Raw genomic sequence first — 26,631 nt, forward strand, 5'->3', positions numbered from 1 at the left:
ATCTATTATCAGCGATAAGTCAGTCTGAAGTAACGCCCTCGCCTTGCGCGCGGATCGATCGTAAGCTGGCGTTGCCTGTCTTAGGTCGCAGGAATTCGACATTCAACTCTAGTTTGTCTCCCAGCCACAAAGAATGTTTTGTGTGGTCGGCCACATCGTCGCCTGTTTCAGGGTGAATGAGAATATCGAGCCCCTCACGATTCAGCATTAACCAGGGAACGACTTTGCCAAACTGGTCTGGTAAAAATGCAACTTGATACATCGCTTGGGGGTGGGGGCCAATGGGTTTGTCATGCCAACGCCCAAGCTGCACCTCAAACTGAGTCAATCCTTCTCGTACACGCGCTGCGGCATCGCGATTATCACCGTCGAAGTAAATATGTGCATGAAAACCAAGGATGTTAATGGTGTCTTCTTTCATCATTTTTAGTGGATTATTGAGTGGTAGTTCATAAAGCAATATTTTGTACTAATAAGCGTAATTATAACGGCAAATAATCCTGGTTTGTTTAGGTCAGGATTTCAGGTTTGAGCAAGTAGGGATAAAAAAACAACCCTGACGTTGAAAGTAGCCAAGGCGGATCGGTTTTCTCATGGTCTGCGGCAAAAGCAAGACAGGCTTTGATGTCTGCCGAATTTAGTAGGGTTTTCCACCAATAAGACTCCAAAATTGGCGGCAGTCCGATCGACACGGGGCGATCGGCTGCGACTGTTGAGAGGCTGCGACACTGGGGGGCGATCGGATGACTCCGAGGTGATCGGACTGCTGGCAAGTCTGGCACGATCGGAGCGGTCGCACGTCTGGCGCTTGTTGGCACGTCTGGCACGGTCGCAGCGGTTGGAGCGGCTGGCACTGTTACAGGTCTTTATGTAAAGAGTTGATGTTTAAGTATCTTTACGGTAGACAGGGAATTGAAAAAATGTTAAATATGCAATAGGACTTACTTGTAATCCCTCTCTTTTGGAGAAATGATAAATGTCTAAACATAAAGATGACTCTGAAGATAAAACAGAGGTAGTTGGGTATGTAGAAAGTTTATTTTTGTAAACACTATAACTAAAAAACTAATGAAAAAACTAAAAAAGCAGATACATACTTTTTTGCCAACAGCCAAAATATTTTTGGATGATGTAGAAAAAATAGAGGAAATATTAAAAGAATCTTGTTTTTCAACTTATAATATTACTCCGAACGAACCTAAATTAGATTCAATTTGTGAGATTCAAAGAACACGTGAACTATTTGAACAATCATATTCTTCATATATCATTAAACTTGAGGACGAATATGAATTAGAATCAATTAATGAGATTATAGAAATTGCAGAGAAACAAGATTTCTATAATTTAGAAATCGTGTTAACGAAACCTTATTTTAATTTAGAACTCGATCAATTTAACACACAAATATATTGTGATGATGATTCTCTTTGTATTGGTATGATCGAAAGAATCAAGCCAATTATTTTAAAAAGAAAAACATACTTTCAACACTGGTTATTTGGTATAAACAAAAAATTTGTAGTTTTTACTAAAGAAAGGTCAAACCAAAAAACTAACTTTTTTATTAAAAATAAAGACCAAATTATTTTAAGTTCAATTAGTGCCATTATAGGTGCTTTATTTGCTACATTGTTGAGATTTATATTAATCGGTCAAGGAACTCTATAAAAACCCTGACATATTCTGACATAGCCTCAGCACTTCCAAGCTCTAGGCGGGGAAATGTGGGAAACCAGTCATTTGCAGCATACTAAAGCTAGGCGGGGAAACTCTATTTTCCTCATCTAGACCTTATAACCGTTGTAGCTGACTACTTTTGCATTTGCTGAGAAAAATTTCATGATGCTTGCTGAGAGCATTTTGATTTGGTGCTGTTTTTCGATCCTGGGGTAAAGTCAGTTTCCGATCAGCCAAACCTTGGTAACAGGTGCCGATGAGTTCAGGGGCAATCACCACTTCATTAGTATCTGGTCTAATTGATAGTAGATGCAAATCGAAGAGAGTGTGTATGTCGGCTCTAAGTGGTAAACCATTTGTTACATGATTGGTTTGATTACCTTGATATGGAATTATATGTGCTGCTTCGATAGCTGACTCTACATCACAATCAGTTATTGGGCATCGACCGCCGTAAGCAGTTAACAACTTACGTCGAAATTTAGGCTGTCCCTGTCGCTGCACAATAGAAACTGTTATCCTTCGTCTGGCATCTTGAAGGGTTTCAACGTCAAAATATCCCTCAGATTTAATTTTTTTGCGCTCAGCATCTAGCTCAAGTAGCTCTGGATTGCGGGTGTAGAAGTAAGAGTCGATGGTTGGCAAATCACCAGAGCCTACATGGTTGTGACCATAACCGAGAGTTTGCGACGGAATCAATACCGGATTATCTCGCAAATCTAGTTCCAAATCCTTCATGCTGCGAATCGCCTCTGGAATTTCAGCAATTTGATTATTATTGAGCTCAAGCCGTGTCAACTTTGACAGTTGCCCGAGTTCCTCTGGAATGGAGATAATCTCATTGCCACTCAGGTAAAGCCATTTCAGATTGGACAGTTGCCCGAATTCCTCTGGGATGGAGGTAATCTCATTGTCACTGAGGTTAAGCAGGGTGAGACTTGACAATTGCCCGAGTTCCTCTGGGATGGAAGTAATCTCATTGCCACTGAAGAAAAGCCATGTCAGATTGGACAGTTGCCCGAGTTCCTCTGGAATAAAGGTAATCTCATTGCTACTGAGATTAAGCTGTGTAAGACTCGACAGTTTACCGAGCGCATCTGGGATGGAGGTAATTTCATTGTCACTGAGGTAAAGGTATTTCAGATTTGACAATTGCCCGAGTTCCTTTGGGATGGAGGTAATTTCATTGCCACTGAGGTAAAGGTATTTCAGATTTGACAGTTGCCCAAGCCCCTCTGGGATGGAGGTAATTTCATTGCCACTGAGGTTAAGCAGGGTCAGATTCGACAGTTGCCCAAGCCCCTCTGGAATGGAGGTAATCTCATTGCCACTGAGGTTAAGCTGTGTCAGATTCGACAGTTGCCCAAGCTCCTCTGGAATGGAGGTAATCTCATTGTCACTAAGGTAAAGCTGTGTCAGATTGGACAGTTGCCCGAACTCCTTTGGAATGGAAGTAATTTGATTGTTCCAAAAGTTAAGCTGTATCAGATTGGACAGTTGCCCAAACTCCTTTGGGATAGAGGTAATCTGATTGTTCCAAAAGTCAAGCTCTGTCAGATTCGAGAGTTGCCCGAACTCCTTTGGGATAGAGGTAATCTTATTATGATTGAGGCAAAGCTGTGTCAGATGCGTACACTTAACAATCTCCAGTGGCAATTCCTCCAACCCTAGCTTGGACAAATCTAGCTTACTTAATTTCTCCTCGGCTGCTTGGTCAATTCGCCGCGCTGCTTCTTCTCGCGTCATGTCCTTTGTCTTTCCGTAATATTCGTTTTATTGTGACCATAATTTAACTGGTTCCCAGGCTCTAGCCTGGGAACCGAGATCCAGAAGCTCTGCCTCGCTAACGGATAAAAATAAAAACAGGAGGCAGATGCTCATGGAATGTGTTCCCAGGCTAAGGCCTGGGAACGAGCAAACACCTACGCTTTGCGCTTCCGACGGCGAATCAGCACACTCATCACTTGCTTCGGATTAGCTGCACGTTGTAGGGGACTCCAATCGCCAACTTGGGCAAATCCCAGGCGGTACAAGGTGAGTATGGTTTCCCTGACACCCTTGGGCGAACCTGTCACCGTTACACAAACCACATCCTGTTCCGATTCTGCTGCTGAGCCGTCATTTGGCCGATCGAATTTGTTGTCGTCAGGCAAGAATTCCTGTGACATAATATATGTTCTCCTGGTTTTAGGTTTTCTAGAAAAACCCAAAAACCCAGCCGCCCCGCTTTTCAACACATAGCAGGGCGGCTACAGAGAGTGTTATCATACTCCGTTAGCCTCCAGACTGCTTGTCCCAGTTTGGCGGTTATGCTGTCCATTGCTGCTCGCAACAGCTTTGGGCAGTGCAACTAGATTTTTGGGCGACGCGGGCTACTTCCTCTACAAGCAAAGCAACCTCTCACTTCAAAGCGTAGCCGCAGACGGGGGCCTGTGTCAATCCATTTGGGATTTGGGATTTGGGAAAGGTGCGTCAGCTTTGAGATTGCTTCACTACGTTCTCTTCGGACAGAAAATCCTAGTACGTGCATCCATGATTAACTGGTTCCCAGGCTCCAGCCTGGGAACGAGCAATCGCCTACTTCCTAGGCTTTGCGCTACAGTTATAATATTCACATCAATTTAAAAAGTGCGATCGACCCCGCTCTCATCAGCCCAAAAACTTGCACTCAAGGATAATTATGCTGCACAATCTTCAGCAATCTCACCAACAAGAGATACAGACGATTACTCAAGTTTTGGGAAAAATCACCAACCGCACGGCGGATCAGATTAAACCATTACTAGATGCGATGCTCAAACAGCTAATTGAACCTCAACAACCTCCATTTTATGAAACAGCTACCCCAACAGAATGGTCAATAGCATTTCAAGAATGGGTTGACAGTCATCGTACCCTAAATCTCCCCACTCTTTCAGATGAAGCTATTAGCAGAGAGAGCATTTATGGAGACAGAGGTTAAATGCCGTTTCTCGTAGATACAAACATACTGCTGCGTAGCATCGATACAGCACACCCAATGAATCCTGATGCCGTTAATGCCGTGATTACTCTGCGCGATCGCGGGGAACAACTTTATATCGTACCCCAAAAGTCGATCGAGTTTTGGAACGTTTGCACGCGCCCGATCCAGAGAAATGGATTAGGGCGTACTGCAATAGAAGCAGAGGCAGAAATTAATCGCTTAAAACAGCTTTTTCCTCTGTTGTTGGATACCGAAGCAATTTATCAAGAATGGGAGCGACTGGTGATAACACATAAGGTTGTAGGTGTTAACGTTCATGATGCGCGGCTAGTTGCTGCTATGCTAGTTCATGGTTTAACCCATATCCTAACTTTTAACATTGCTGATTTCGCTCGTTATTCACAAATTACGGCTGTTAATCCTCCAACTGTAAAGCCTTGATTAATTGGGAATTTAACATAAATTATACTCCGAGCAAAGAACAGGCAAGATGCCTGTTCCACAAAAAGCTAATTTGATTGTGGGGAGTAGGAGTTGGGCCGGAGAGCCCGCCCTTAGATTTTACCGGGTGTTAGCAAAATTAGCTGTTTTGATAAGATCGATCGCACTTCATCCAATCCCATCTCCACATCCGCCAAAATCTCTCCCACAGTTTTGGTATTGCAAGCTTGCAGAAACTCAAATTCCGCACTTGACAAATTGACCAATTGGTAGTTGCAATCAAAGACTTGCTGACTCGGCCAACCGTGCATACAACCACTCAACTCGGGAATTGCCGCCAAAAGTGCCTTATCGTCCGACCAATCAACTTTAACTACAGGCTTTTTACCCAAGAAAAACTCGTAATGGCTGATTTCAGTATCCAACAATTCAATTAATCGATAAAGCTCTCGTTCCGTCAAACCTTGAGCTCTTTCTATCAATTCCGGCGCTTTGCCCAAAAGTCTTTCTAACTGCCAATATCCCGGATTTGAGAAACCGATAAATTCCAATCCCGAAGCGTCAATTAACTCGAACAAAGTCTCAATATTGTAGTCAATTTCCTGCGGGTGAACGTACATATCAGCAAAACATTCGTCTCGCTGATTTTCTCCCGCCCAGCGCTGTTTTTCGTACTTGACAAGACGGTTGTTTTCTGGTAAAGAAGCAAAGATTTGACGGCCGACTTTCACGCCATCGGGATAGTCACCTTTCTGGCTGCCTTGGAGTAGGGCGATCGCCTTTTGCATGAGTTGAATTTCCCAGCGTCCGAGCTCAGCATACACAAAAATGTGCATCAAACCGCCCGCCGCCAACTTCGCCGCCAGCGCTTGAATGCCCCGGATCGGATCTGGTAAGTGGTGCAGCACGCCGACGCAGTTGATCAAATCGAACTCGCCCTCTAACTCGGCGGCATCGTACAGGCTGAGGTGGCGGAAATCAGCTTCGCGCGCTCCCGATCGGCGACAGCGTTCTTGTGCTACCTTCAAAGCACCTTCACTCAGGTCGATCGCCGTTACCGAAGCTTCAGGATTGAGGTGAATCAGATAATCGGTGCTCGAACCAGTCCCGCAGCCAGCATCTAAAATCCGAATATCGAGTTTTGGCGGCTTTTGGCCGGTGCAAAAATTGTAAGCATCAGGCCAACTCCAGCGCCAGTTGTACCCTGGGGGCGGTTCGTCGGACAAAGGATCGGGCGGGAAAGGGAAGGTATCGTAAAGCCGCCGCACGGCAGCGCTGATATCAGGCGTAGTATCCATAGGTGAGGTAATATTGCGTGAGTTTTCAGATTTGTTGTCAGCAGCTACGGGCAAACAGCGCTAGGCCATGCACTTCTGTTGCTGCGTTACTGGCAACAAAAGATTCGCTGCGCTGGCGTTGGGCAAGCCTGAAAGAGAGGGTTCGGGCGATCGACTAACCCCTGATAGCCAAGCCCTGACAGCTTCCGCGTAATAAAACTTATCATTTTTTCTCATATAAGCTCTCTTAAATCTATACAATAAATCTCGACAGGCTTTTTAACAAACAAGGACTGTCAATAACCTACCGCTCAGCTTTCGGGTAAAGCGGAGGCGTCTTTCAAGAGAGCAAGAGGCCCAGAAAAAGGCAGAAGAAAATTTTTGATTTTCTTTTCCCTTAATGAAAGGCACTTGCTGCAATCGCCCAAAGGCAACTCTCCTGCCGAGTCTTTTTTTCCACGGGTGTACGGGCGGGGCGCAGCGGAGGGAGTACCCCGTGCCTGCCTTCCGATCGGACATTTCCCGGCAGGCAGAAAGATGAAACCAAAACATTTTAATCTAAGAAAGTAAGTGCGCCCGAACCTCGTGACAGGTAAAGGCAAAAAGTAAACAAAGCAAAAATACCTAATTTTACCTGCATGAGAAGGCAAGGTTAGTCTGGGTAAATGCTGCAACGATTTAGATAGGGAGCGAAGGAGTCTAATGACTGTAAAGGCAAGTGGTGGAAGCTCGGTTGCGCGTCCGCAACTATATCAAACTGTACCGGTCGCAACAATTTCGCAAGCAGAACAGCAAGACCGCTTCCTACAGCGGGGCGAACTCAGCGAACTGGCAAGTTATTTCAGTTCAGGGACTCTGCGGATCGATATCTCTGCGACGCTGACCAAAAACTCGGAACTGATAGTATCCCGCGCAGCCAACCGGATTTTTACCGGCGGTTCCCCGCTGGCATTTTTGGAAAGACCGCAAGAACCTGTGATGGCTGTAGCAGGGGCGGCTCGCGGGGGCTCGGCGAATGTCTCTGAAGGCATGAAACTGGGAAATGTCACCTACGTTGAAAGTCGCGCAGGCGGCGGCAACGGCTCAGGCGGCGGCGGCTTCTTGGGGCTGGGAAATCTGTTTTCTGGCAACGGTGGCGGCGGCCCGATCCCAGCAGGATTTGGGCCGATTAATGTCTCGCGCTACGGCCCGGGCAACATGACCAAATCTCTGCGGGATTTGAGCTGGTTTTTGCGCTACATCACCTACGCGATCGTAGCTGGCGACCCGAACATTATTTCGGTGAACGTGCGCGGACTGCGGGAAATCATCGAAAATGCTTGCTCGTCGGCGGCGACGCTGGTGGCAATGCAGGAAATGAAGGCAGCATCCTTGGGCTATTTCAAAAAGGATAGCGAGGCAAGTGCGATCGTCGGACAGTATTTCGACGTAGCTATTACCGAATTCAAAGCCCCCACACCTTCAGATAAGGTGCGGCAGCGCGAAACCAACGACCAGCAAGGGCTGCAACTGCCCCAAATCTACTTCAACGCAGCCGAGCGACGGGCGAAATTCGTCATGAAAACCGGCCTGTCTTCGGGGGAAAAGCAAGAAGTAGTCAAAGCAGCTTACCGCCAAGTATTCGAGCGCGACATTAGCCGCGCATACAGCCAAAGCATTTCTGACTTGGAATCCAAGGTCAAAAATGGCGAAATCTCGATGAAAGAGTTTATTCGTCGCCTTGGCAAATCTCCTCTGTACCGTCAGCAATTCTACGAGCCGTTTGTCAACAGCCGTGCTGTAGAATTGGCAGCCCGTCACTTCCTAGGCCGCGGTTTGAGCTCGCGGGAGGAATTTAGCAAGTATTTCGCGATCGTCACCAAAGGCGGCCTGTCAGCCCTCGTAGACGCGATGGTTTATTCCCAGGAATATTCCGACTACTTCGGCGAAGAAACAGTGCCTTACCTGCGCGGTTTGGGCCAAGAAGCTCAGGAGTGCCGCAACTGGGGCCCGCAAATTGATTTGTTCAATTTCAGCGCTCCGTTCCGCAAGGTTCCTCAGTTCATCACCTTGTTCGCAGGCTACACCCAACCGCTGCCAGACCAGCACGTTTACGGTGTCGGCAATGACCCGTTAGAAATTCAGTTTGGCGCGATTTTCCCGAAAGAAACTCGCAACCCCAAAAACCGTCCAGCTCCTTTTGGCAAGGACACCCGCCGTATCCTGATCCGTCAAGGTGCGGGGATTGAAAACCAATTGAGCAACCCGGAAGCCCGCGGCAAGGCTCCCGGCTCTCTCGGCCCCAAGGTCTTTAAACTAGACCAGTTACCGGGCGGCTATGTGGCTTCCAAGAAAACTGCCCGCGGTGTCTCTAGCAGCTACAGCAACAGTTCTAGTGTCAAATTTAGCGAAAGTTCGACTCAAGCGGTGATTCGGGCAGCTTACCTGCAAGTGTTCGGTCGCGACGTGTTCGACGGCCAGCGCCAAAAAGTGGCGGAAATTAAGCTGGAAAACGGCGACATCACGATGCGCGAGTTTATTCGGATGTTGGCGAAGTCTGACGTGTTCCGCAATATGTACTGGAGCAAGCTGTACGTTTGTAAGGCGATCGAGTACATTCACCGCCGACTCCTGGGACGCCCTACCTACGGCCGCCAGGAAATGAACGCTTACTTTGATATTTGCGCTAAGAAGGGTTTCTACGCGCTGGTCGATGGCATCATCGACAGTCTGGAGTACAACGAAGCTTTCGGGGAAGATACAGTGCCCTACGAGCGCTACGTAACTCCCGCAGGTTTGTCGATGCGGACGATGCGATCGGGTTCCGTCGCCGACCAAAATCTCCAAGCTCAGATTGCCGACACGCCTCGGTTTATCGAACTCGGTGTCGCAGGCGATCGGGGCGATTTCGAGTTGCAAACTCGGATTGCTCAAGGTGTCAGCAAGCGGCGCGAACAAACTAAGGTGTTCAAGCTGACGAATACTTCGGACAAAGTAGCTTTGAAAACTTTAATTCAAGCTGCTTACCGTCAAGTTTTTGAACGCGACTTGAATCCCTACGTTGTGAAGAATGAATTCACGGCGCTAGAAAGCAAACTTGGCAACAATGAAATCAATCTCAAGGAGTTCATTGAAGGTTTAGGTTGTTCCTCGCTGTACATCAAACAGTTCTATGCACCTTATCCAAATACTAAGGTGATTGAGTTGGGCACAAAGCATTTCTTGGGCCGGGCTCCTCGCAATCAGGCGGAGATTCGGACTTACAACCAAATCTTGGCAAGTAAAGGGATTAAGGGCTTTATCAACGCGATGTTGAACAGCGTTGAATATGCTGAGGCTTTTGGTGAGGATACTGTTCCTTACCGCCGCTTCCCAACTCTACCGGCTGCTAATTTCCCGAATACTGAAAGACTGTACAACCAGTTGACTAAGCAGAACGGTGAAATTGTGGTTCCGAGTTTTGAGCCTGTAGCTGCGATCGACAGAAGCTAACAACAAACTGCAAGAAAGTTGATTTCTTAGGTTGACAAAAATCCCTCGCTATGGTTAGGCTGTAGCGGGGGATTTTTGGTGATGTTACCCTAATTTTGAGTCGGCTATTGAAATCGCTTCTACAAAAACAAAGTCCGGATGGTGCGCGGACTAAGATATACATGGATTTGGCATCTTGATAATAAATTATGCGAATGCGCCCCGGTGAGTGAGGACACACTCAACCGAGACGACTTCTCCAAAGTCCGACTATTCGATGGCTACTTCGAGTTTCCACTTTCTCGCATGGATTTAACGCAAGGCGACTATTTCTATGAGGAAAAAGAAGAGGCCTAAACTGACATTCACAAAAATATAACGACAATGATAACAAACAGAAGTGAGGACAAGTCAATAGACCTAAGTTCACAAAAGTTCTATCATGGCACTAAGGCAAATCTGAAGCAGGGAGACCTGATTGAACCAGGCTTTAATTCAAACTACGGTAAGAGGAAGAAGGCATCCTATGTCTATCTAACCGCCACCTTGGATGCTGCTATTTGGGGAGCTGAACTTGCCTTGGGCGAAGGACCAGAAAGAATTTATATAGTAGAGCCGACTGGTCTGATTGAAGATGACCCCAATTTGACGGACAAGAAGTTCCCTGGAAACCCAACAAAGTCATACCGTTCTCGGAATCCGCTACGGGTCTGTGGTGAGGTTACAGATTGGCAGGGACACACACCAGAACAGCTCAAAGCCATGAAGGAGCATCTTGAGCGACTTAAGCAACTTGGTATTGAGGCAATCGAGGATTGAGCAAAAATGTGAAAATAAAGTCGCAATTCACTTTTCCCCGCGAGTAAATTAAAACTTTATCGACTTATTGAAGTTTGTAAAATTCTAACATCCGTTTGATTTTTGGTAACTGTCTTTCCGATTTCCGAAAAGCCAGCCAGATGCGATTGGTAACAGCCTGTGCAGGTTTAAGCACAAGTGTCAAGCGATTTTCTTTCACCGGAGCGCCACACAATTAGTCGGGAAGAATGCTAAAGCAAAATCCCGATGCAACCGCTTGTCTAATTGCTCTTAAATCGGGTACGATCGGTTTCGGATGAACGTCAAGTCTTGTGCTAAATACAACTCGCCAAAAGCGACGCGCGATCGGCAATTATTCGCTGCAAGCAATCCCCGGTTGGGTTAGAAGCCATTGAGCGAGTGGATTTACATCATCTCGTCTGACGCCTTTAGCAATAGGAATTACAATATTTGGTGGCCCAACGATTCAGAAAATTATCTCGAACAGCAGTTGACATTCCATATCCGATCGAGTAAGTTCTTGAGTAGCAATTACAATGTCTAGTTTTCCTGCTTTGAGTTGTTGGATTAACTCTGCTGTTAACCCAAATTGTACGGTTTAAAAAGTACGATCGTCCTGCGGTAGTCGATCGAGAATTCGTTCAGTAAAAAATTCTTCCGGCGTACCGATTCTAAGGGTTTGCGGAGTTTGGGCTGTTGAGTTTTTGTTGGAAGCGATGCAAGTTTCTCGATCGCACCAGGAATTTGAGTATACAGTATTTGTCCGGCTTCCGTGGGAACCATCCGCCTCGGAGTCCTTTGAAACAAGGGATTTCCCAAAGCTGACTCTAGGGCTGCGACCTGTTGGCTAACAGCCGGTGGCGTGAGTTGGAGGACTCGGGTGGCACCGATACAATTCCCAGGCGGTAAACCTCAATAAAGCTAAAGCTGCCATACCGTGGAAAGTTAATCATATAGCAGAACGAAAAAGGAAGAAGGAATAAGGGAAAGCAATTCCCCGCAATGGTTTCAGGAATAAAGAACCTGGTAAAAACCTTAGCGGCTGCTATAAATAGATTTATATTTACCCGAAAGTTTGATAATTTGTATTCTAGATAAATTCGGTCTAGGATGAAAAGAACAGGCACAAAGACATCCGCAAAAGGAATAGATTATGACTAGCCAAAAAGTTCTGATTGTTTTAACCAGCCACGATACACTGGGCGACACTGGTAAAGAAACGGGTTTTTATCTCCCAGAGGTGACTCATCCATTGGACGCATTTACTCAGGCGGGATTAGCGGTAGATTTTGTCAGTCCAAAAGGCGGCAAAGCTCCAATGGTTGGAGTTGATTTAGAAGACCCGCTAAACAAGGCTTTTTTAGACGATTCCGAGCAGGTTTTTCGAGTTGAAAATACGCTCAATCCCGCACAAATTGATCCTGCAGAATACAGCGCTATTTTCTATGCTGGCGGACACGGGACGATGTGGGATTTTCCCGATCATCAAGAACTCGCTGAGATTGCTGCTGCTATTTACGAAGCAGGCGGCATTGTCGGTGCTGTCTGTCACGGGCCGGCCGCGTTAGTCAATCTTAAGTTATCCGATGGCGAATATTTGGTTGCTAACAAGACTGTGGCTGCTTTTACTAATGAAGAGGAAGCGGCTGTGGGACTTACTGAAATAGTGCCGTTTTTGCTGGAGTCGAAATTAATTGAACGCGGCGCTAATTTTACGAAAGTTCCTAATTTTCAGCCTCATGTTGTCGTCAGCGAGAGGCTGGTTACAGGCCAAAACCCCGCTTCTGCAGCAGGTGTCGGTCACAAAATGGTAGAATTGATCGAAAATAAGTAGATCCAAAAAATATCACACAGAGAAACCGGGTTTTTTAAACAACACCTTCGCGCCTCAGCCAAAATGCTCTAGGAGAGTAGGTTGGTTTGAGGCATTCGTACCCCATCTATTCTGAAAATGGCGAAGGTATTATTTAAAAAAATCTGATTTCGGGATACCTAATTACTACCTGTTTTTGTTGATTCGGTTAACCGTACTCACACAGCCACTTTTATCGGAGAACATTACTGCTAAATTTTCGTCTGCAATGTCGATGAATTAGCGCTCGCTGTACAAATATAAATTACTTAGTTATGGGTATGAGTGAATAGGATTTATTCCAGCAGGCAAAAATTAAGTATAATTTGGGAGTGCTAGTTGAGGGAAGAATAGAGATATTGAACGCTCATAAAACATCAGAATAAGTTGAGAATGTGTGCTGATTATTACCATATCGAAACGAATAAGCTATTAGGGCAGAATGTAGTTTTGAGCGAACAGGGTATGGAACTAAATTTACAGAAATTTTATAAAGCTTGCAATCCCAGCTACACGCTAGCAGTAGCAAATCCAGAAGACAGACAATACTATATCGATTTTTCTTCAGTGCGGGGCGGCACAATTGTGGAACAATTGGAGCGCACCATCAGCCGCCTGTCCCCCGATGCACCTACCTGTCAATTATTCACCGGTCACATCGGCTCGGGTAAATCAACAGAATTGCTGCGGCTGCAAGCTCAATTGCAGCAACAAGGATTTCATGTTGTTTACTTTGAGTCGAGTAAAGACTTAGACATGGCAGATGTAGATATCACTGACATTTTGTTGAGCGTTGCTCGTCAGGTGAGCGAAAGCATCGAGAAAATGAAAATAAAGCTGCAACCGACGGGTTTTAAAGCTTTGCTCAAAGGGGTTGCTGATGTTTTTCAAACTCAAATAGATTTGAGGGCTGAAGCTAATGTCCCTGGTTTTGGGGAAATAAATGCTAGCACGGAGGGAGAATTTTCTCTGGCTTTGGGAATTGGCAAAATTACTGCTAAGGCGAAAGATGCTCCGAATCTGCGATCGGAGTTGAGGCAATATTTAGAGCCGCGAACTAACGTAATTTTAGATGCGCTTAATAAGGAGTTGCTAGAACCGGCTAACCAAGAACTGAAACGCCAGGGAAAACAGGGACTTGTGGTAATTATCGACAATCTCGATCGCATACACCTGTGCGCGAAACCTACGGGGCGGCTGCAACCGGAATACCTGTTTGTCGATCGCGGCGAACAGTTGGCAAGACTAAATTGCCACGTCGTGTATACAATTCCTTTAGTGCTGATTTTCTCTAACGATTTGGGTCAGTTGACCAATCGGTTTGGGGTAGATCCGAAGGTTTTGCCGATGGTGCCGGTGCAATTGAGCGACGGTTCTGAGTGTTCTGAGGGTGTGGAATTGCTGCGGCAGATGGTTCTGGCGCGGGCTTTTCCGACGGTGCATCCTTCGCAGCGCTATGCTTTGGTGGGCAAAGTTTTCGACTCTGCAGAAACTCTCGATCGCCTGTGTCGAGTCAGCGGCGGTCATGTCCGCAATTTGCTGCAACTGCTGTATAGCTGTCTGCAAAAACAAGACCCTCCTCTGTCGCGGGAAACTTTGGAAAATGTGATCGTCCAGCGCCGCCACCAGCTTACTTTGGCGATCGAACCTGATGAGTGGCAATTGCTGCGCCAAGTATCCGCTACCAAAACAGTGAGTGGGGAAACTAAATACCAAATCTTGCTGCGGAGTCTCTGGGTGTTTGAATACCGTTACGGCGAAGATTATTGGTTTGATGTCAATCCGATTTTGGCAGACGCCAAGGAGTTTCGGGAAACAATTGAGAGTTGAGAGTTGAGAGTTGACAGTTGATGGTTGATGGTTGAGAGTTGATGGTTGATGGTTGAGAGCGATCTCCGTCACTCGGCGATTGCAATCGCCGAATCATCAACAGTCAACTGTCAACTAACAAAAATGATTAAAGGCACTACTAAACTGTTGGGAGTAATTGGTCATCCCGTCGAACATTCTCTGTCGCCGGCGATGCACAATGCTGCTATTTCCCATTTGGGAGTCGATTTTGTTTACCTACCGTTTCCGGTAAAACCAGACGATTTAAAAGCTGCTATTGCAGGATTTGCGGCGATCGGCGTTCGGGGATTTAGCATCACGATTCCGCACAAACAAGCAATTTTACCGCTGCTGTCGGAAGTTTCCCCGATCGCCCGAGCGATCGGCGCAGTCAATACCGTATACCTGACTGATAAAGGCTGGTGCGGCACAAATACTGACGTTGAAGGCTTTCTCGCGCCGCTGCAAACCCCCCCAACCCCCCTTTACCAAGGGGGGGCTAAAGACGCGATTTCTGCTGTCGAATCCTGTCCCCCCCCTGACCGAGGGGGGGCTAGGGGGGGTTCCGATTGGAGTCAGAAAGTAGCGGTAATTTTGGGGAATGGCGGGGCGGCGAGGGCTGTTGTGGCTGGATGCGCTCAATTGGGATGTGCACAGATTCACGTTGTCGGCCGCAGCGAACAAAATTTAGCGGAATTTCAGCAGAGTTGGGTCAATTGTCCGATGCCGGTGCAGAATTTGCAGGTGCATACTTGGGATAATTTGTCAAATTTAATTTCGCAGGCAGATTTGCTGGTGAACACGACGCCTGTGGGGATGTATCCGCAGGGGGAAAAGTCGCCGGTTGCGGCTGGTGAGCTCGATCGAATTTCAGCAGGTGCGATCGTCTACGATTTAATTTACACCCCTAATCCTACCCAGTTTCTCAAAGATGCACAGCTTCGCGGAGCGCGAACTATTGACGGACTCCCCATGCTAGTTCAACAAGGAGCAGCAGCCTTAAAAATTTGGCTGAACAAAGAATCCGTCCCAGTCGATGTGATGCGCCAAGCCTTGCGACAGCATTTAGGCCTCGACTAATGCCATTGCTTAAAAAAGTAGCTGTAGTTTTCAGAATTCCTATAACTAGGAATTTGATCGTGAATTCGCGCTAAGCTGAGAATTAAAATATACTTGCGCTGCAATTTATGAAATTTCGAGCTATCAGCCTTTTTTTTGCTACTTGCCTGATCGGAATTTTTAGTTTGGTATTCACTCCACCTGCTTGGGCTCTGACGCAGATTAAACTTTCCGACCTTTCTTATCGCGAATGTCCGGCCCAGATGGCAGAAGGAACAGTCACCAGCGGCAGTTCTATGGAAGCTAACTGCTTTTTGATTACTGGGAAAGCTGAAAATAGCACGGGCAAACCAGTTGTCAATGCCGATATTTTCGGCCGCATTTATGATGCTGACGACAATCCGGTGATGCAAAACCGGACTCGCTTGGGTTCTATAGAAGAAGTTCCTCCCGGAGTTAGCGATTTTCAGCTCAGAATTTCCGTGGCCGCCAATCAACGAACACCTTTGAAGCTCAAGCAATTTAAAGCTACAGGTTTTACTGGCGTGGTTCGCCGCTAACGAAACTCTTCGAGATTTGAGATTGCTGAGAAAGAGATTTTGGGTTGGCTGCCGGTGAAACCGCGATCCAGTTTGAGATTTGATATCGTTTCCGGTTGGATGGGAATGATAAAGTCAAGGTCAATAATTATACATTTCCCCACTCCCCACTCCCCACTCCCCATCATTCCGGTAACACCGGAATTGATAGGAGATTGTTGAGTGGCTGGCAATTTCTCATAAAAGCAATACCGGAAGCGGGAAACTCAGTGGCTTCAGCCCGCTCGTGCAAAGCGGCACGGGGATTTCAATCCCCGTGTTCTTCTCTTATCAATTAGCTGAATGATTTGGGTCTTCTATATATCCCACATTCGGCAGGTGCGATCGAAAAGATCGAGTATTGTTAAAAGATGAGCAAAATTGAAGCGTCTGATATTAGAGTACAGGATCTTGACCACTTGAAAGCTAATTGCTGGCATCTGCGATCGCATGGGATTAGTCGAACAACTCGATCGACTTTTGGGTACTCACCCACAAGAAATCGTCACCCCCGGTCAAGCAGTCAAAGCGATGATTTTGAATGGGTTGGGCTTAGTCAGCGCCCCACTGTACCTGTTGGAAAACTTTTTTGTGGGCACGCGCCACAGAACATTTATTGGGAGAAGGGATCAAACCGGAACACTTAAATGATGACAGGCTCGGGCGCGTCTTGGACAAATTGTACGCTTTTGGTCTGACAGAACTCTTCGTCACAGTGGCACTGTCGGCGGCACGACATTTTAGCGTAGACCTGCACAGCCTGCACCTAGATTCGAGTTCCCTCCACGTCGATGGCGATTACAAAAGCCGTGAAGATAACACCGCAGAACCAGGTACAATTCACATCACCCACGGCTATTCCAGAGACCACCGCCCAGATTTAAAGCAATTCATGGTAGACAGTCATGTGCAGCGGGGACGGAGATATCCCTTTGTACTTGAGAGTGGGTGATGGAAATGAAATCGACTCCGCTGTATTTGCCCAACTGATTCTGGAATTCAAACAGCAATGGGATGTTGATGCGCTGTTTGTCGCGGACGCGGCTCTCTACACTGCCGAGAACCTGCAACAAATGGCACAGTTAAGATGGGTATCCAGAGTACCAGCTACCTTAACCGGAACTTACCCCCTGCGGGGCAGGGCGGTTTCATTCTCAAACTTTAGCTGCGCTAAAATTTGAGAATGGGACATTAGTATACTTGGCGATCGCCAATATTTTTGCGATCGCTCATTCTGGGATTTTATTTAATATTAAAATTAACCGTTTGCTTTGCTGCTCAACGGTTTGGGCGCTCGAATATTTTAAATTATTGCCTTCGCTAACTGGTTAAATACCTTGCTAAGTGAAGATAATCATGAGTTTGGATAAGCTGGAGAACAACCATCGTTGTCCGGCTTTTACAGATCGAAAACCGAATAATCGGTAAAGATTGAGGGCACAGGTACTTAAAATCGATAAATTACTGACCGTTTTATAATCGTATCTCGGCCATATATCTTCTTCAAATATTACATCCTTCACCCAATGTAATAGATTTTAAATTAACCAATTTCCCGGCTCTTTAACGCAAATGTTTCTGCATCTGCAGAGTGGCTGCTGATATAATAAGATTGATGCTCGTCATCTTTTTTACCGCGAATTACGCTTTTTCTACTTGAATAAATCTGATAATATTGCTCCACTGACAAGTTAAATTAAGCCGGATTCATAGAGGCAATATTAAATACAGAGACCTTTCTTACTATCTGACGACTGTGGTTCAGCTCTACTGTTTGATTATCGCTGAGAGGTTGGTGATTCTCGCTAACATTTAAGGCAGCTTTTAACAATACTCCGGACAGTTTTTTTACGAGGCGGTAAGCCTTACAGGGCGGTCATCCTAGTATTCGCAGATTTATTTGCTTGTTAGCTCCCGAGCAGACTTTAATTAAAATGGTCGCAGTTATGAAGGCTCTGGCTTTGGGTCGCTAAAACCCCCCAAGATTTTGTCCGGACTATTGTTTTAACAGTTTTTTTGATTTCCCTTAAGTGCGACCGTATAATCATTTTTTGATTGGGCTATTGCCGACGATCGTCTATTTTTGACAATGTAAAGCATTCAAGGTAAATACCCGAGCGCAGAAGTATTGAATGCTTATTTGATAGAATTATGAAATAGACATACGAATCCTATAAATTGCTGATTTCAGCAACTAAAAACAAGTTCCTTAAACCAGCAAATATAGCTGACTTTCTCACACATAAAAGCCTGCAAATAGCGTAACTTGTTTAATAGTTTATTTCCAAGTTCATCAGGAACTTCAACCAACTGAAGCAACAAATAACAAATCAAACAGGCATATATTTGTATCTGAAGCCCTTGGTATTTTTAGTAATTAAACGAGCTAATTTTCAATGATTTTTAAGAATTTACACAGCAATTTAATCTGCCATCGTCTTCGATAAAATTCTCCTATTTCTTCATTGGTATATGCTAATTCTCCTGATTCAGGCAAATTAGTCACAAACCTAAATTCAGTCCGTGTTTCTCAATCTAAAAAACTCACTAATCTTACTTTAACTTTTCGTTTGTCACTCCACACTTCATAACTTTCATTTTCCTTAATGTTGACAGTAGAATTGTTCTTAATTCGTAGTACAAAATATTGATTTTATTTTTTCATCAATGCTTGAACACGTTCAGAACTATAAAAACCTCTATCCATTACAGAAAATCGATTTTGAGGTGTGGCTGCTATGGTTTAATCTCCATACAGACTGTCATGACCAAAACCTTAATGAATGTGTACTCCATTAATTATTTCCCGTTTATTGTCCGTTCCAGCAAATAATTTTATTTTACGGTATTCCTGTTGCCATAGTAATTTACTTGTTAACGTAACTATCGTTGAATCTAACAAAAATAAACTCATCCTATCTTAGCTGATTAATTGACGTTTTAGAACCCCTTGCAATATTTCAAATATTTTTACACAAACATCAATATCTCTCTGCTTACGACGCTTGGAAAAAGTTGATATATCTAGGGAAATATCTCGACTGTTTAAACGGGAAAATAGGGAACGCATAGTATCGAGACTTTGGTCAAAACTAAACCCTAGCCAGCAGGAGACAAATGTGAAGCTATCTAAAACAGGATAATCATCTTTGGGTAAATGGGCGAGATATCGTTTGACAATTTTGGGGAAGTTAGAAAATAGCATTTTAGTAGATTATTAATAATTTATAAGTCCACAGTTATACATGGCTCTGCCAATTTTAGCAATCTTTTCTTATCATTCAACACTTCTGCTAAACAAGGAGTGCAATAAATTACATTAGATGGGGCAAAGTCAGGCTACGCAATGAGGACAGAGGCAAGCCATGTTATTGGAAAGATTATAAAGCTTTCTGTTTAGATAATGTTGATTGTGGAGCTTTTTTTCAAAGCGATCAAGCTCTAATTGACTGGACTAATAGTCAAAAATTACTACATCCTATTTATTGCATAGGAGATGGTCATGCCGGGATTTGGAACCTATTTCAAGAAATTGGAGTTCCTGAACAAAGACGAGAGATTTTAGATTGGTATTCTTTGAAAAAAAAATCTTTACAAAGCCGGGGTCATTGAGACGATTAAAGCAAGCAGAAAGTCTATTATGGTGCGGTCAAGTTAATGAAGTTATCGATTTATTTAAAGACCTGAAAAAGAAAGCATTTAAAACATTTTGCAATTATTTGGAAACTCATCGCTGCCGAATAGTTGACTACCGATACTATAAAGAAGAATCCCTAAGTTCTATCGGTTCTGGAACAGTGGAATCAACGATTAAACGAATTGGGCGAGCGGGTGAAACTATCTGGGCGAGCGTGGAATGTGGACAGTGTGTCCTAATTCCTTTCTCTTCGCTGTGCTTATCTCAATGGTCAACTTTCCGCTTGATGTATTTGCAAAACTGAGATGCACCCGAACTGGACGAGCGGGCAGTAGCGAGAGAACTCAAACAATCCGGACGATTTATTCTCGCCACAAATGTACTCGATAGCGACTAATTAGACCCGACAAAATGCTGAGTACATACAAACAACAGCAATCTGTTGAAAGAGGGTTGAGTTTTCTCAAAGACCCCTTATTCTTTACAGATAGCGTATTTCTCAAATCGAGTGAAACAAGAGAATCTCTGGCTTGAATTATGGGTAGATGTCTGTTGGTTTATACCTGAGCACAAAGACATTTACGCTCCCGCCTCATCCAGTCACAGGCGAAATTGAAAAATCAATTAGGTCAATTAACCGAACGACGACCTGGCGGTGGATATTTCAATGCTTTCAAACAATTCATTTATTAACAATATCCTCGGTCAAACAAATCTCCAATTAGACTGACGAGCGATTAGAGATTCTCAGATTTTTCCCAAATACTTGTCGCAGTTATTATTTACTAGATTGACAGATATTAATCACGATATTTCGCAGCATAACTTACAAAATCAGAGTATGTTTTGGGCGCTCCGCATCGCGAGGAGCGAGAGCATAAGCATCCAATAATGCTCGATTCATCTGTAGGTGTTCTTGTCAGCTTGACGGCAACTCCAACGGTATTTTTGTTCTCCAAATAAATCTTCTAGTTGTGATACAAGACTAGCTGGCGATCGTGTTTAATCATCCAGCAAAAAATGAGTTATCGTGTCTGTCAGCTCGATTTTTAAGCATTTATACTGCAAAAGATCGACTCGCGCTAGACAATCGAACAAGAATTTACAGCCCGCCCGCACCCCATGTGACAGTTGGGGTGCCGAATTTGGGTTACAAACTCCCTGTATCCCAACCTATTTTGCGAAGTATTATTCCCAGCATCCTCTTAGGCTTATTACTCGTTTTATGAACGAATACCGCTTACGAAGGATTTTGGGAAGGTCGTAGGTTATCGGGAAATTTACTCAATGACCCGTAATATGCTTTGGCAAATTGGGGCAATGATAAACGACATTGAATCAGAATATCGAGTCAAAAGAATTGCAGTCATGCGTCTCGTAGCTGCTTTACTTGTGCCGTGTAAATTGTATCTTAGGTCAGAACCTGTAAATAGCGAACTAGAAAAATTGATGTTTCTATCTCAATATTTGCAGCTAAAGACAATCAATAATCCACTGCTACAGATAGTCTTTTGGATAGCAGATTATCTACAACAGTCCTGGACGCATTGGGGCCAGTGAAACCGGGTTGTATACCCAGATTATCTACAATCCATCTTTTTGTAAAAAAATCCCGTTTCTAAACAATCGTGCGTCCAGGACTATAAAACAGCAGTATCAACGTGGTAACGCTGTCTTGCATTAATTACAGCCATCTAGTTTTTCTGAAAACTACTGTCAAGAGTATGATGGAGTATTTACGACACTCCGAACGCATTTTAAGAATGTCCCTTCCCCTAGCTTATTCCATTAATCTCAAGCAACTGTGATTAATTTACTGCGTGTTATTGCCTTTTCAGCTAGTTAAAAATGCGGGATGGGACAGGTATATTTGTTGGTTTGATTAGTTTTACGTTACTTGGAATTGAAGAACTTGGTGGGAAATATAAAATTCCTTTGGTTGCGATACTAACGACTTGTCCCTTGATGCTATTTACAACACAATTAAATACGACCTAAAAAATTTTATCACTTGTAATCCCCACCTCAACTCTCATGCAAATAAAATCTACCAAGAAGGTTGGTATGACAAACAATTGTAACAATTCGAGAGCGAGAATAAAAAAAATTTTTTTGAGGTAATATAAATTGGTTAGGACTTATGCACAGACTATACTTGTATGGTGCGCTTGAAGCACTTGACAGCTATAGATTGTATAAAATTTTACTTATGCAGCCTAAGTCCTGTGCGTGTGATTGAACGAACAAAAATACTTGCGCGAGTACATTAAAACTAGGAATAGGAAAATATCCAATGAAGTTAGACAAGTTTGTACTAGCACAAAATATGGCATTTCTAATAGCCATTCCACCAGAAAGTAATTTGGCAAAATTGCTCTCCTTTTGCTTGGCGACAAAGGCTAGAAAAAAGATGACGGGAACAGAAATTTTAAAAATAACCTGTGACCTAATGGAAAACCCATCTAATTTGCCCTACTGGACTCAAGATGTGATGGGACTCGATTTAGATTACAGCAGTGAAGAGTGGAAAGCTTTAGGAGAAATGGGCATCACCGATGCAGAAGAGTTTATGACTACCCTGTGGCAAGAATTGGAAAACTTTAGTTTGTAATGTCTGGCCCTAGCGTCAGCCAAGAAAATCTGAGGTTTCCCACACTCTATCAAAAGCATTCATCACAGCCGGATAGTTAAAAATTCCTGTCTTTAGACAAAGATTCATCAACTTTCAAGAGAAAAAAATATGTCTTTCAATGTTGAAATTTTAGAGCAAAGTTTCGAGAAAATCAAACCTCGTGCTGATGAATTTGCCGCTAGCTTCTACGAAAAATTGTTTAAAACTCACCCCGAGTTGAAACCGCTGTTTGCCAAAACTGATATGGAAAAGCAACAGAAAAAGCTCATAAGTGCTTTAGTTTTAGTAGTAGAAAATCTCCGTTCTCCAGAGGCTTTAGGGCCAGTTCTCAACGCACTGGGAGGCAGACACATCGGTTATGGAGTAATTCCCAAATATTACGGTCCAGTTGGAGACACGCTATTAAGTGCTTTTGAGCAGTCTCTCCAGCAAGATTGGACTCCTGAAGTCAAGCTGGCGTGGACAGATGCCTACAGAGCAATTACTGCTTTGATGTTAAAAGGCGCAGATGTAGTTTATTCACCTGAAAAAATTAAATTAGAAACAGAGATCATTCCAGAAAAATCGGTGACTGTACCGGCCAATCACAAACTAGAATTAATTCCTGAAAAAGAGCCGGAATTAGCCGTATATATACTGGAAAGCAGTTTTGAGAAAATCAAACCTCGTGCTGATGAATTTGCCGCTAGATTCTACGAAAACCTCTTCAGCGCTCACCCAGAATTTAAACCGCTGTTTGCCAATATCGCTATAGAAAAACAACAAAAAAAGCTCATAAATGCTTTGGTATTGGTAGTAGAAAATCTCCGCTCTCCAGAAGCTTTAGAGCCAGTTCTCAAGGCCTTGGGAGGCAGACACATCGGCTATGGGGTAATTCCCAAGTATTACGGTCCAGTTGGAGACGCACTGCTGATGGCTTTTGAGCAGTATCTCCAAGAAGATTGGACTCCCGAAGTCAAGCTGGCATGGACAGATGCCTACAGAGCAATTACAGGTTTGATGTTAAAAGGCGCAGTTGTAGTTTCTACAGCAAAAGTTGCCCCGGATGAAAAAGAAGTTACCCACAACCAGCCAAAAGAATCAAAGACACAATTACTGAACGAATCTAAGCCGATCGCACCACAAACCGAGGAAGAGAAAAAACCTTTAGTAGGAATTCAGTTGGATGGTGAAATTATCCAAAAAATGCTTTTGAAAATAACTGATAGTTATCAGCAATTTCAAAGTCAATCATTCGTTGAGCGATTGGGTGAATTTATCAAAGGAATTTTAGAAAAATTCATTGATAATTTTTGGACACAACCAGCCTGGTTAGTTGCTGCTGTTTCAGCCGTTTTGTTCATCATAATTTATGTGAACGCGGAGGAAAATTCTCTGCTAGGAAAGATTTTGGAGGGTGCTGATGCTCTCAGTCTTGTCGTTGCTTTAGTTTTATTCATTAAGGAAGCTCCCGATCACCGGAAGCAATTTCACTACCAAGCTTGGAGTACGATCGATGCAGCACACGGTGTAAAAGTTAGCTATGCAAGAATTTTGGCACTTCAAGATTTGAATGAAGATGGTGTTTCTCTCAGAGGTTTGGATTCTACTGATGCAGAGTTAATAGCTATTAATCTCTCTCATTCCAATCTGAGTGCAGCCAATTTGAGTAATACCGATCTCAGTAATGCAAATTTGAGCCATGCCAACCTCGACAATGCTAACCTCAGTCAAGCTAAACTTGCGGGTACTAATCTCAGCCATGCCAAGCTAAGTTTTGCTCGCTTGAGTCAGGTTAATCTCAGCAATGCCAACCTCAGTGATGCTAATTTAATTTGTGCGGACTTGAGCAACGCAAATATGAGCGGCGTCAATTTGAAAAATGCTAGTTTGAGCGGTGCTAATTTGAATAGTGCCTACCTAAGCGGTGCAAATCTCAAAGGTGCTCAAGTTAGCATTTCTGAGCTGAGTGGTGCTTTGCTTGAAGGCGCTATTATGCCTGATGGGTCGAAGTATCAGTCTCCGGAAGATCGGGTCAAAAATCAATAAATTGATGCCAGTTTGTTTGTGACCTTGAGGTCTGGTTTTGTACTAAAATGGTGAGAAACACTTTAGTACAAAAGCTTTGGCTTACTGAAATGCGATCGCGCGGGAGGGTTGACGTGGAATCATTTCATTGAAGCTGCTCGCGACAAAAAATAGATAGCAACCTCGCTCTTAATATCCTCTACACTAGGGATGATTACCGAAAAAGTTTCTGAAGCGTTATGTCGCCACCATAGTTGCAGCGTCTCAATCGCGGTGTACAAAAATGCCGGAAAACTTCTAGCAATGAGCAACGGTGGTTCGAGGTGTGACTTTGCAATCACGGTTGAGTTCGTCCATCATGTTGGCGTAGGACGACCCTCTCTGGATGCCATCTAAATCGTAGCGCGATCGGCTTCTCCATTAATACTAAAATTAGCAGAGGTCAGCGATCGCACTCGTTCATCACCAAAAACACATCTTTAATCAAGGATAAACGCAATGAATCTCAGAAAATTTACCGATCTGTCAAAGTGGTCAATCTTACTCAAAGTTCTGCCGCTAACAGCACTATTTTGCTTGGCAAAATGGATCGTTCATCAGATGCAGTGGGAATTTGGTAAGTTCGACAGTCAGGTAGGTTCTCTGTTAGCGGCGGTAACGTTCATCTTGGCGTTTATGCTGAACGGGACGCTGAATGATTACCGTACCAGTGAAGATATGCCAAGCCAGATTGTGAATGCGGTTGAAACGATTCAAGATACTAATTTGTTCATTGCAGCCCGTAAGCCCGACTATGACCCAACCCTACTTACAGAAGGGTTAGCTGAGATCCTCAAATCAGTCCTACTCTGTTTGAAACAGGGTCAGCCATTCATCAGAGTTCAGAATGCCCTGACAAACCTCAATCAATTACTGGCTCAATTCTCAAAGTTTTGCGAAATTCCTGCGATAAGTCGCCTTCAAGGTGAACAGGCAAAGATTCGTCTTCTGATCGATCGAATTCAAAGGATTCGTGATACCGACTTTCTGGCAGCCGCCTATGGATTGCTGCATGTTCTGATAATTGCCTCAAGCAGTGCTTTGTTAATAACGCGTACCGACGATTTTAATACCAATTTTATTGTTTCAGGTTTTCTGTTTACGTCATTCATGTATTTGTTGTTTTTGGTCTACGATCTTGACAATCCTTTTGAGTACAACGGAACATCTAGTGCGGATATTGATTTGTCATCTATAGAGAAGTCGTACCATCGACTGCGTGAGGAGCTATTGAAAAATGATGAGCCTAAAATAGGTTGAGCAAATGAGTTATTTCTCAAGTAATTTTTACACCTGTTAAGAAAAGCTTAGCACAGCATAAATTGTCGTCCAATTCCAGAAAATGTTGAGTTTTTTATCAGATATAAAAATTACTTTTCTTCCCGAAACACCAGGAAAATATGCCAATTTTTGGTAATATATTTACGTGCTTTTATACTCATAAAATGAGAAATATGTCAGTATAAAAGCTTTGGCTGACTGAAATGCGCTCCTACCAATGGTGAGAGATTATTTTTGAACTTTTTATAGCGTAAAAAACAAGCTAAAGAATATCAATAGGACTTACGCACCATTGTTGAGAAACCGGGTTTTATTACGAAAAGAGGTGTTGTAGACCCCTGATTTTGTAAAAAACCCGGTTTCACCAGTCCCGATGCGTAAGTCCCGATCGAAAAACATCCTATACAATTACTGAAGCAATTAAGTATCAAGACAAAACTCACATTCATGTGGCTAGTAGTCAGCTTTTGTGCTATGCTTGCGACTATCTTTATATGGTCTATCGCTCTTCCATCACTCTTATGATAGAATAATAGAGAAAAGTGTCACAAACCGTTAACTGGCTTATGTTTGCGGAAAGAAAACCTGCATCGACCATAAAATTCGTGGACGATTACTGTCAATGGTACAGAACACTATTTCCAGAAGTAAGAAGTTTTGAGGCGTTTAAATACCTCCATGTCGGGATGATTTCCGATATTAAACGTAAAACGTTACCAGCAATAGCGCGTGTAGTCGGATTGAGTAACGAGCAAGGCTTATTACATTTTCTAACCGAATCGCCTTGGAAAGTAGAGCAACTAAGACAAACAAGATTAAAGCTAATACTACAAGTATTGGCAGGTCGAGAAATTACACTAATTATTGATGAGACCGGCGGTCGAAAAAAAGGAGAAACCACAGACTATGTGAAACGACAATACATTGGAAATTTAGGAAAAATAGAGAATGGGATAGTGGCAGTCACAGCCTATGGGTTAGTGGAGGGAATGACTTTTCCGCTAATATTTGAAGTCTATAAACCCAAAGAGAAGTTACGGGAAGGAGAGCCATATTTAAGTAAGCCAAGGCTCGCCGTGTCAAT

At 43.9% G+C, this 26,631-nt stretch carries 23 protein-coding genes and 3 pseudogenes; 17 read left to right on the forward strand and 9 right to left on the reverse strand.

Annotation, left to right across the window (positions count from 1 at the left end; all coding sequences use genetic code 11):
- Positions 1 to 19 precede the first annotated feature (19 nt).
- On the reverse strand, positions 20 to 424 hold the full coding sequence (locus QUA80_RS22910) for a DOPA 4,5-dioxygenase family protein (RefSeq protein WP_333427326.1): 405 nt from the start codon (positions 422 to 424) through the stop codon (positions 20 to 22).
- Positions 425 to 509: 85 nt separating this feature from the next.
- The gene (locus QUA80_RS22915; RefSeq protein ID WP_333427327.1) at positions 510 to 854 is read right to left on the reverse strand and encodes a hypothetical protein; all 345 of its coding nucleotides are present in this window, start codon (positions 852 to 854) and stop codon (positions 510 to 512) included.
- 214 nt (positions 855 to 1,068) lie between these two features.
- Between QUA80_RS22915 and QUA80_RS22920 the strand changes: the two genes are divergently transcribed.
- On the forward strand, positions 1,069 to 1,671 hold the full coding sequence (locus QUA80_RS22920; RefSeq protein WP_333427328.1) for a hypothetical protein: 603 nt from the start codon (positions 1,069 to 1,071) through the stop codon (positions 1,669 to 1,671).
- 123 nt (positions 1,672 to 1,794) lie between these two features.
- On the opposite strand, the gene QUA80_RS22925 is transcribed toward QUA80_RS22920, so the two are convergent.
- The gene (locus QUA80_RS22925; RefSeq protein ID WP_333427329.1) at positions 1,795 to 3,426 is read right to left on the reverse strand and encodes a leucine-rich repeat domain-containing protein; all 1,632 of its coding nucleotides are present in this window, start codon (positions 3,424 to 3,426) and stop codon (positions 1,795 to 1,797) included.
- A gap of 176 nt (positions 3,427 to 3,602) precedes the next feature.
- Positions 3,603 to 3,848 carry a hypothetical protein gene (locus QUA80_RS22930; protein ID WP_333427330.1) on the reverse strand — a complete coding sequence of 82 codons (246 nt, stop codon included), beginning with the start codon at positions 3,846 to 3,848 and terminating at the stop codon, positions 3,603 to 3,605.
- A 512-nt stretch (positions 3,849 to 4,360) separates the two neighbouring features.
- On the opposite strand from QUA80_RS22930, the gene QUA80_RS22935 reads away from it, so the two are divergent.
- Together QUA80_RS22935 and QUA80_RS22940 are read left to right on the forward strand one after the other, a co-directional pair.
- Positions 4,361 to 4,642, forward strand: coding sequence for a hypothetical protein (locus QUA80_RS22935; RefSeq protein ID WP_333427331.1), 282 nt, complete (start codon positions 4,361 to 4,363; stop codon positions 4,640 to 4,642).
- A complete protein-coding gene (locus QUA80_RS22940) occupies positions 4,643 to 5,086 on the forward strand; it encodes a type II toxin-antitoxin system VapC family toxin (protein ID WP_015175629.1) in 444 nt (147 codons plus the stop codon). It abuts the gene before it with no gap.
- Positions 5,087 to 5,199: 113 nt separating this feature from the next.
- Here the strand turns inward: QUA80_RS22940 and QUA80_RS22945 are convergent, their stop codons facing one another.
- Positions 5,200 to 6,384, reverse strand: a complete 1,185-nt coding sequence (locus tag QUA80_RS22945; RefSeq protein WP_333427332.1) for a class I SAM-dependent methyltransferase — start codon at positions 6,382 to 6,384, stop codon at positions 5,200 to 5,202.
- A 60-nt stretch (positions 6,385 to 6,444) separates the two neighbouring features.
- Positions 6,445 to 6,600 (reverse strand): hypothetical protein, encoded by a 156-nt coding sequence (locus QUA80_RS22950; RefSeq protein WP_333427333.1) that lies wholly within the window; start codon positions 6,598 to 6,600, stop codon positions 6,445 to 6,447.
- A gap of 465 nt (positions 6,601 to 7,065) precedes the next feature.
- On the opposite strand from QUA80_RS22950, the gene QUA80_RS22955 reads away from it, so the two are divergent.
- The 3 genes from QUA80_RS22955 to arr all read left to right on the forward strand — a co-directional run bounded on the left by QUA80_RS22955 (position 7,066) and on the right by arr (position 10,632).
- Entirely contained in the window at positions 7,066 to 9,834 is a 2,769-nt protein-coding gene (locus QUA80_RS22955) for a phycobilisome rod-core linker polypeptide (protein WP_333427334.1), read from the forward strand.
- 204 nt (positions 9,835 to 10,038) lie between these two features.
- The gene (locus QUA80_RS22960; RefSeq protein WP_333427335.1) at positions 10,039 to 10,170 is read left to right on the forward strand and encodes a hypothetical protein; all 132 of its coding nucleotides are present in this window, start codon (positions 10,039 to 10,041) and stop codon (positions 10,168 to 10,170) included.
- Between the two features lie 27 nt (positions 10,171 to 10,197).
- Positions 10,198 to 10,632 carry an NAD(+)--rifampin ADP-ribosyltransferase gene (arr, locus tag QUA80_RS22965; protein WP_333427336.1) on the forward strand — a complete coding sequence of 145 codons (435 nt, stop codon included), beginning with the start codon at positions 10,198 to 10,200 and terminating at the stop codon, positions 10,630 to 10,632.
- Positions 10,633 to 11,211: 579 nt separating this feature from the next.
- On the opposite strand, the gene QUA80_RS22970 is transcribed toward arr, so the two are convergent.
- Positions 11,212 to 11,523 carry a LysR family transcriptional regulator gene (locus QUA80_RS22970; protein ID WP_333427345.1) on the reverse strand — a complete coding sequence of 104 codons (312 nt, stop codon included), beginning with the start codon at positions 11,521 to 11,523 and terminating at the stop codon, positions 11,212 to 11,214.
- 262 nt (positions 11,524 to 11,785) lie between these two features.
- On the opposite strand from QUA80_RS22970, the gene QUA80_RS22975 reads away from it, so the two are divergent.
- From QUA80_RS22975 to QUA80_RS22990, 4 genes are all read left to right on the forward strand, one after another.
- Positions 11,786 to 12,466 carry a type 1 glutamine amidotransferase domain-containing protein gene (locus QUA80_RS22975; protein WP_333427337.1) on the forward strand — a complete coding sequence of 227 codons (681 nt, stop codon included), beginning with the start codon at positions 11,786 to 11,788 and terminating at the stop codon, positions 12,464 to 12,466.
- A 483-nt stretch (positions 12,467 to 12,949) separates the two neighbouring features.
- Positions 12,950 to 14,314 (forward strand): P-loop NTPase fold protein, encoded by a 1,365-nt coding sequence (locus QUA80_RS22980; RefSeq protein WP_333427338.1) that lies wholly within the window; start codon positions 12,950 to 12,952, stop codon positions 14,312 to 14,314.
- Between the two features lie 123 nt (positions 14,315 to 14,437).
- Entirely contained in the window at positions 14,438 to 15,394 is a 957-nt protein-coding gene (locus tag QUA80_RS22985; RefSeq protein ID WP_333427339.1) for a shikimate dehydrogenase, read from the forward strand.
- Positions 15,395 to 15,501: 107 nt separating this feature from the next.
- Positions 15,502 to 15,933, forward strand: coding sequence for a hypothetical protein (locus QUA80_RS22990; RefSeq protein ID WP_333427340.1), 432 nt, complete (start codon positions 15,502 to 15,504; stop codon positions 15,931 to 15,933).
- On the opposite strand, the gene QUA80_RS22995 is transcribed toward QUA80_RS22990, so the two are convergent.
- On the reverse strand, positions 15,930 to 16,145 hold the full coding sequence (locus tag QUA80_RS22995) for a hypothetical protein (protein ID WP_333427341.1): 216 nt from the start codon (positions 16,143 to 16,145) through the stop codon (positions 15,930 to 15,932). The two genes, QUA80_RS22990 and QUA80_RS22995, sit on opposite strands and share 4 nt — an antisense overlap.
- Before the next feature lie 177 nt (positions 16,146 to 16,322).
- On the opposite strand from QUA80_RS22995, the pseudogene QUA80_RS23000 reads away from it, so the two are divergent.
- Positions 16,323 to 17,069 (forward strand): annotated as a pseudogene (locus QUA80_RS23000) (IS1634 family transposase); the annotation flags it as partial.
- A gap of 1,069 nt (positions 17,070 to 18,138) precedes the next feature.
- Here QUA80_RS23000 and QUA80_RS23005 read toward each other — a convergent pair.
- Positions 18,139 to 19,156 (reverse strand): annotated as a pseudogene (locus QUA80_RS23005) (IS4 family transposase).
- A gap of 84 nt (positions 19,157 to 19,240) precedes the next feature.
- On the opposite strand from QUA80_RS23005, the pseudogene QUA80_RS23010 reads away from it, so the two are divergent.
- From QUA80_RS23010 to QUA80_RS23030, 6 genes and pseudogenes are all read left to right on the forward strand, one after another.
- Positions 19,241 to 19,827: pseudogene (locus tag QUA80_RS23010) on the forward strand (ISKra4-like element ISMiva1 family transposase); the annotation flags it as partial.
- A 1,081-nt stretch (positions 19,828 to 20,908) separates the two neighbouring features.
- Positions 20,909 to 21,148 (forward strand): hypothetical protein, encoded by a 240-nt coding sequence (locus QUA80_RS33905; RefSeq protein ID WP_445302279.1) that lies wholly within the window; start codon positions 20,909 to 20,911, stop codon positions 21,146 to 21,148.
- Between the two features lie 733 nt (positions 21,149 to 21,881).
- Positions 21,882 to 22,199 (forward strand): hypothetical protein, encoded by a 318-nt coding sequence (locus tag QUA80_RS23015; RefSeq protein ID WP_333427342.1) that lies wholly within the window; start codon positions 21,882 to 21,884, stop codon positions 22,197 to 22,199.
- 129 nt (positions 22,200 to 22,328) lie between these two features.
- Entirely contained in the window at positions 22,329 to 24,248 is a 1,920-nt protein-coding gene (locus QUA80_RS23020; protein ID WP_333427343.1) for a pentapeptide repeat-containing protein, read from the forward strand.
- A 477-nt stretch (positions 24,249 to 24,725) separates the two neighbouring features.
- Positions 24,726 to 25,526: a hypothetical protein gene (locus tag QUA80_RS23025; protein ID WP_333427344.1), complete on the forward strand. Its 801-nt coding sequence runs from the start codon at positions 24,726 to 24,728 to the stop codon at positions 25,524 to 25,526.
- Positions 25,527 to 26,113: 587 nt separating this feature from the next.
- A partial coding sequence (locus QUA80_RS23030) for a transposase (protein WP_333427346.1) occupies positions 26,114 to 26,631 on the forward strand: 518 nt, incomplete at its 3' end.

Source organism: Microcoleus sp. F4-D5 (genome assembly GCF_036704885.1).
Classification (GTDB): Bacteria; Cyanobacteriota; Cyanobacteriia; order Cyanobacteriales; family Microcoleaceae; genus Microcoleus.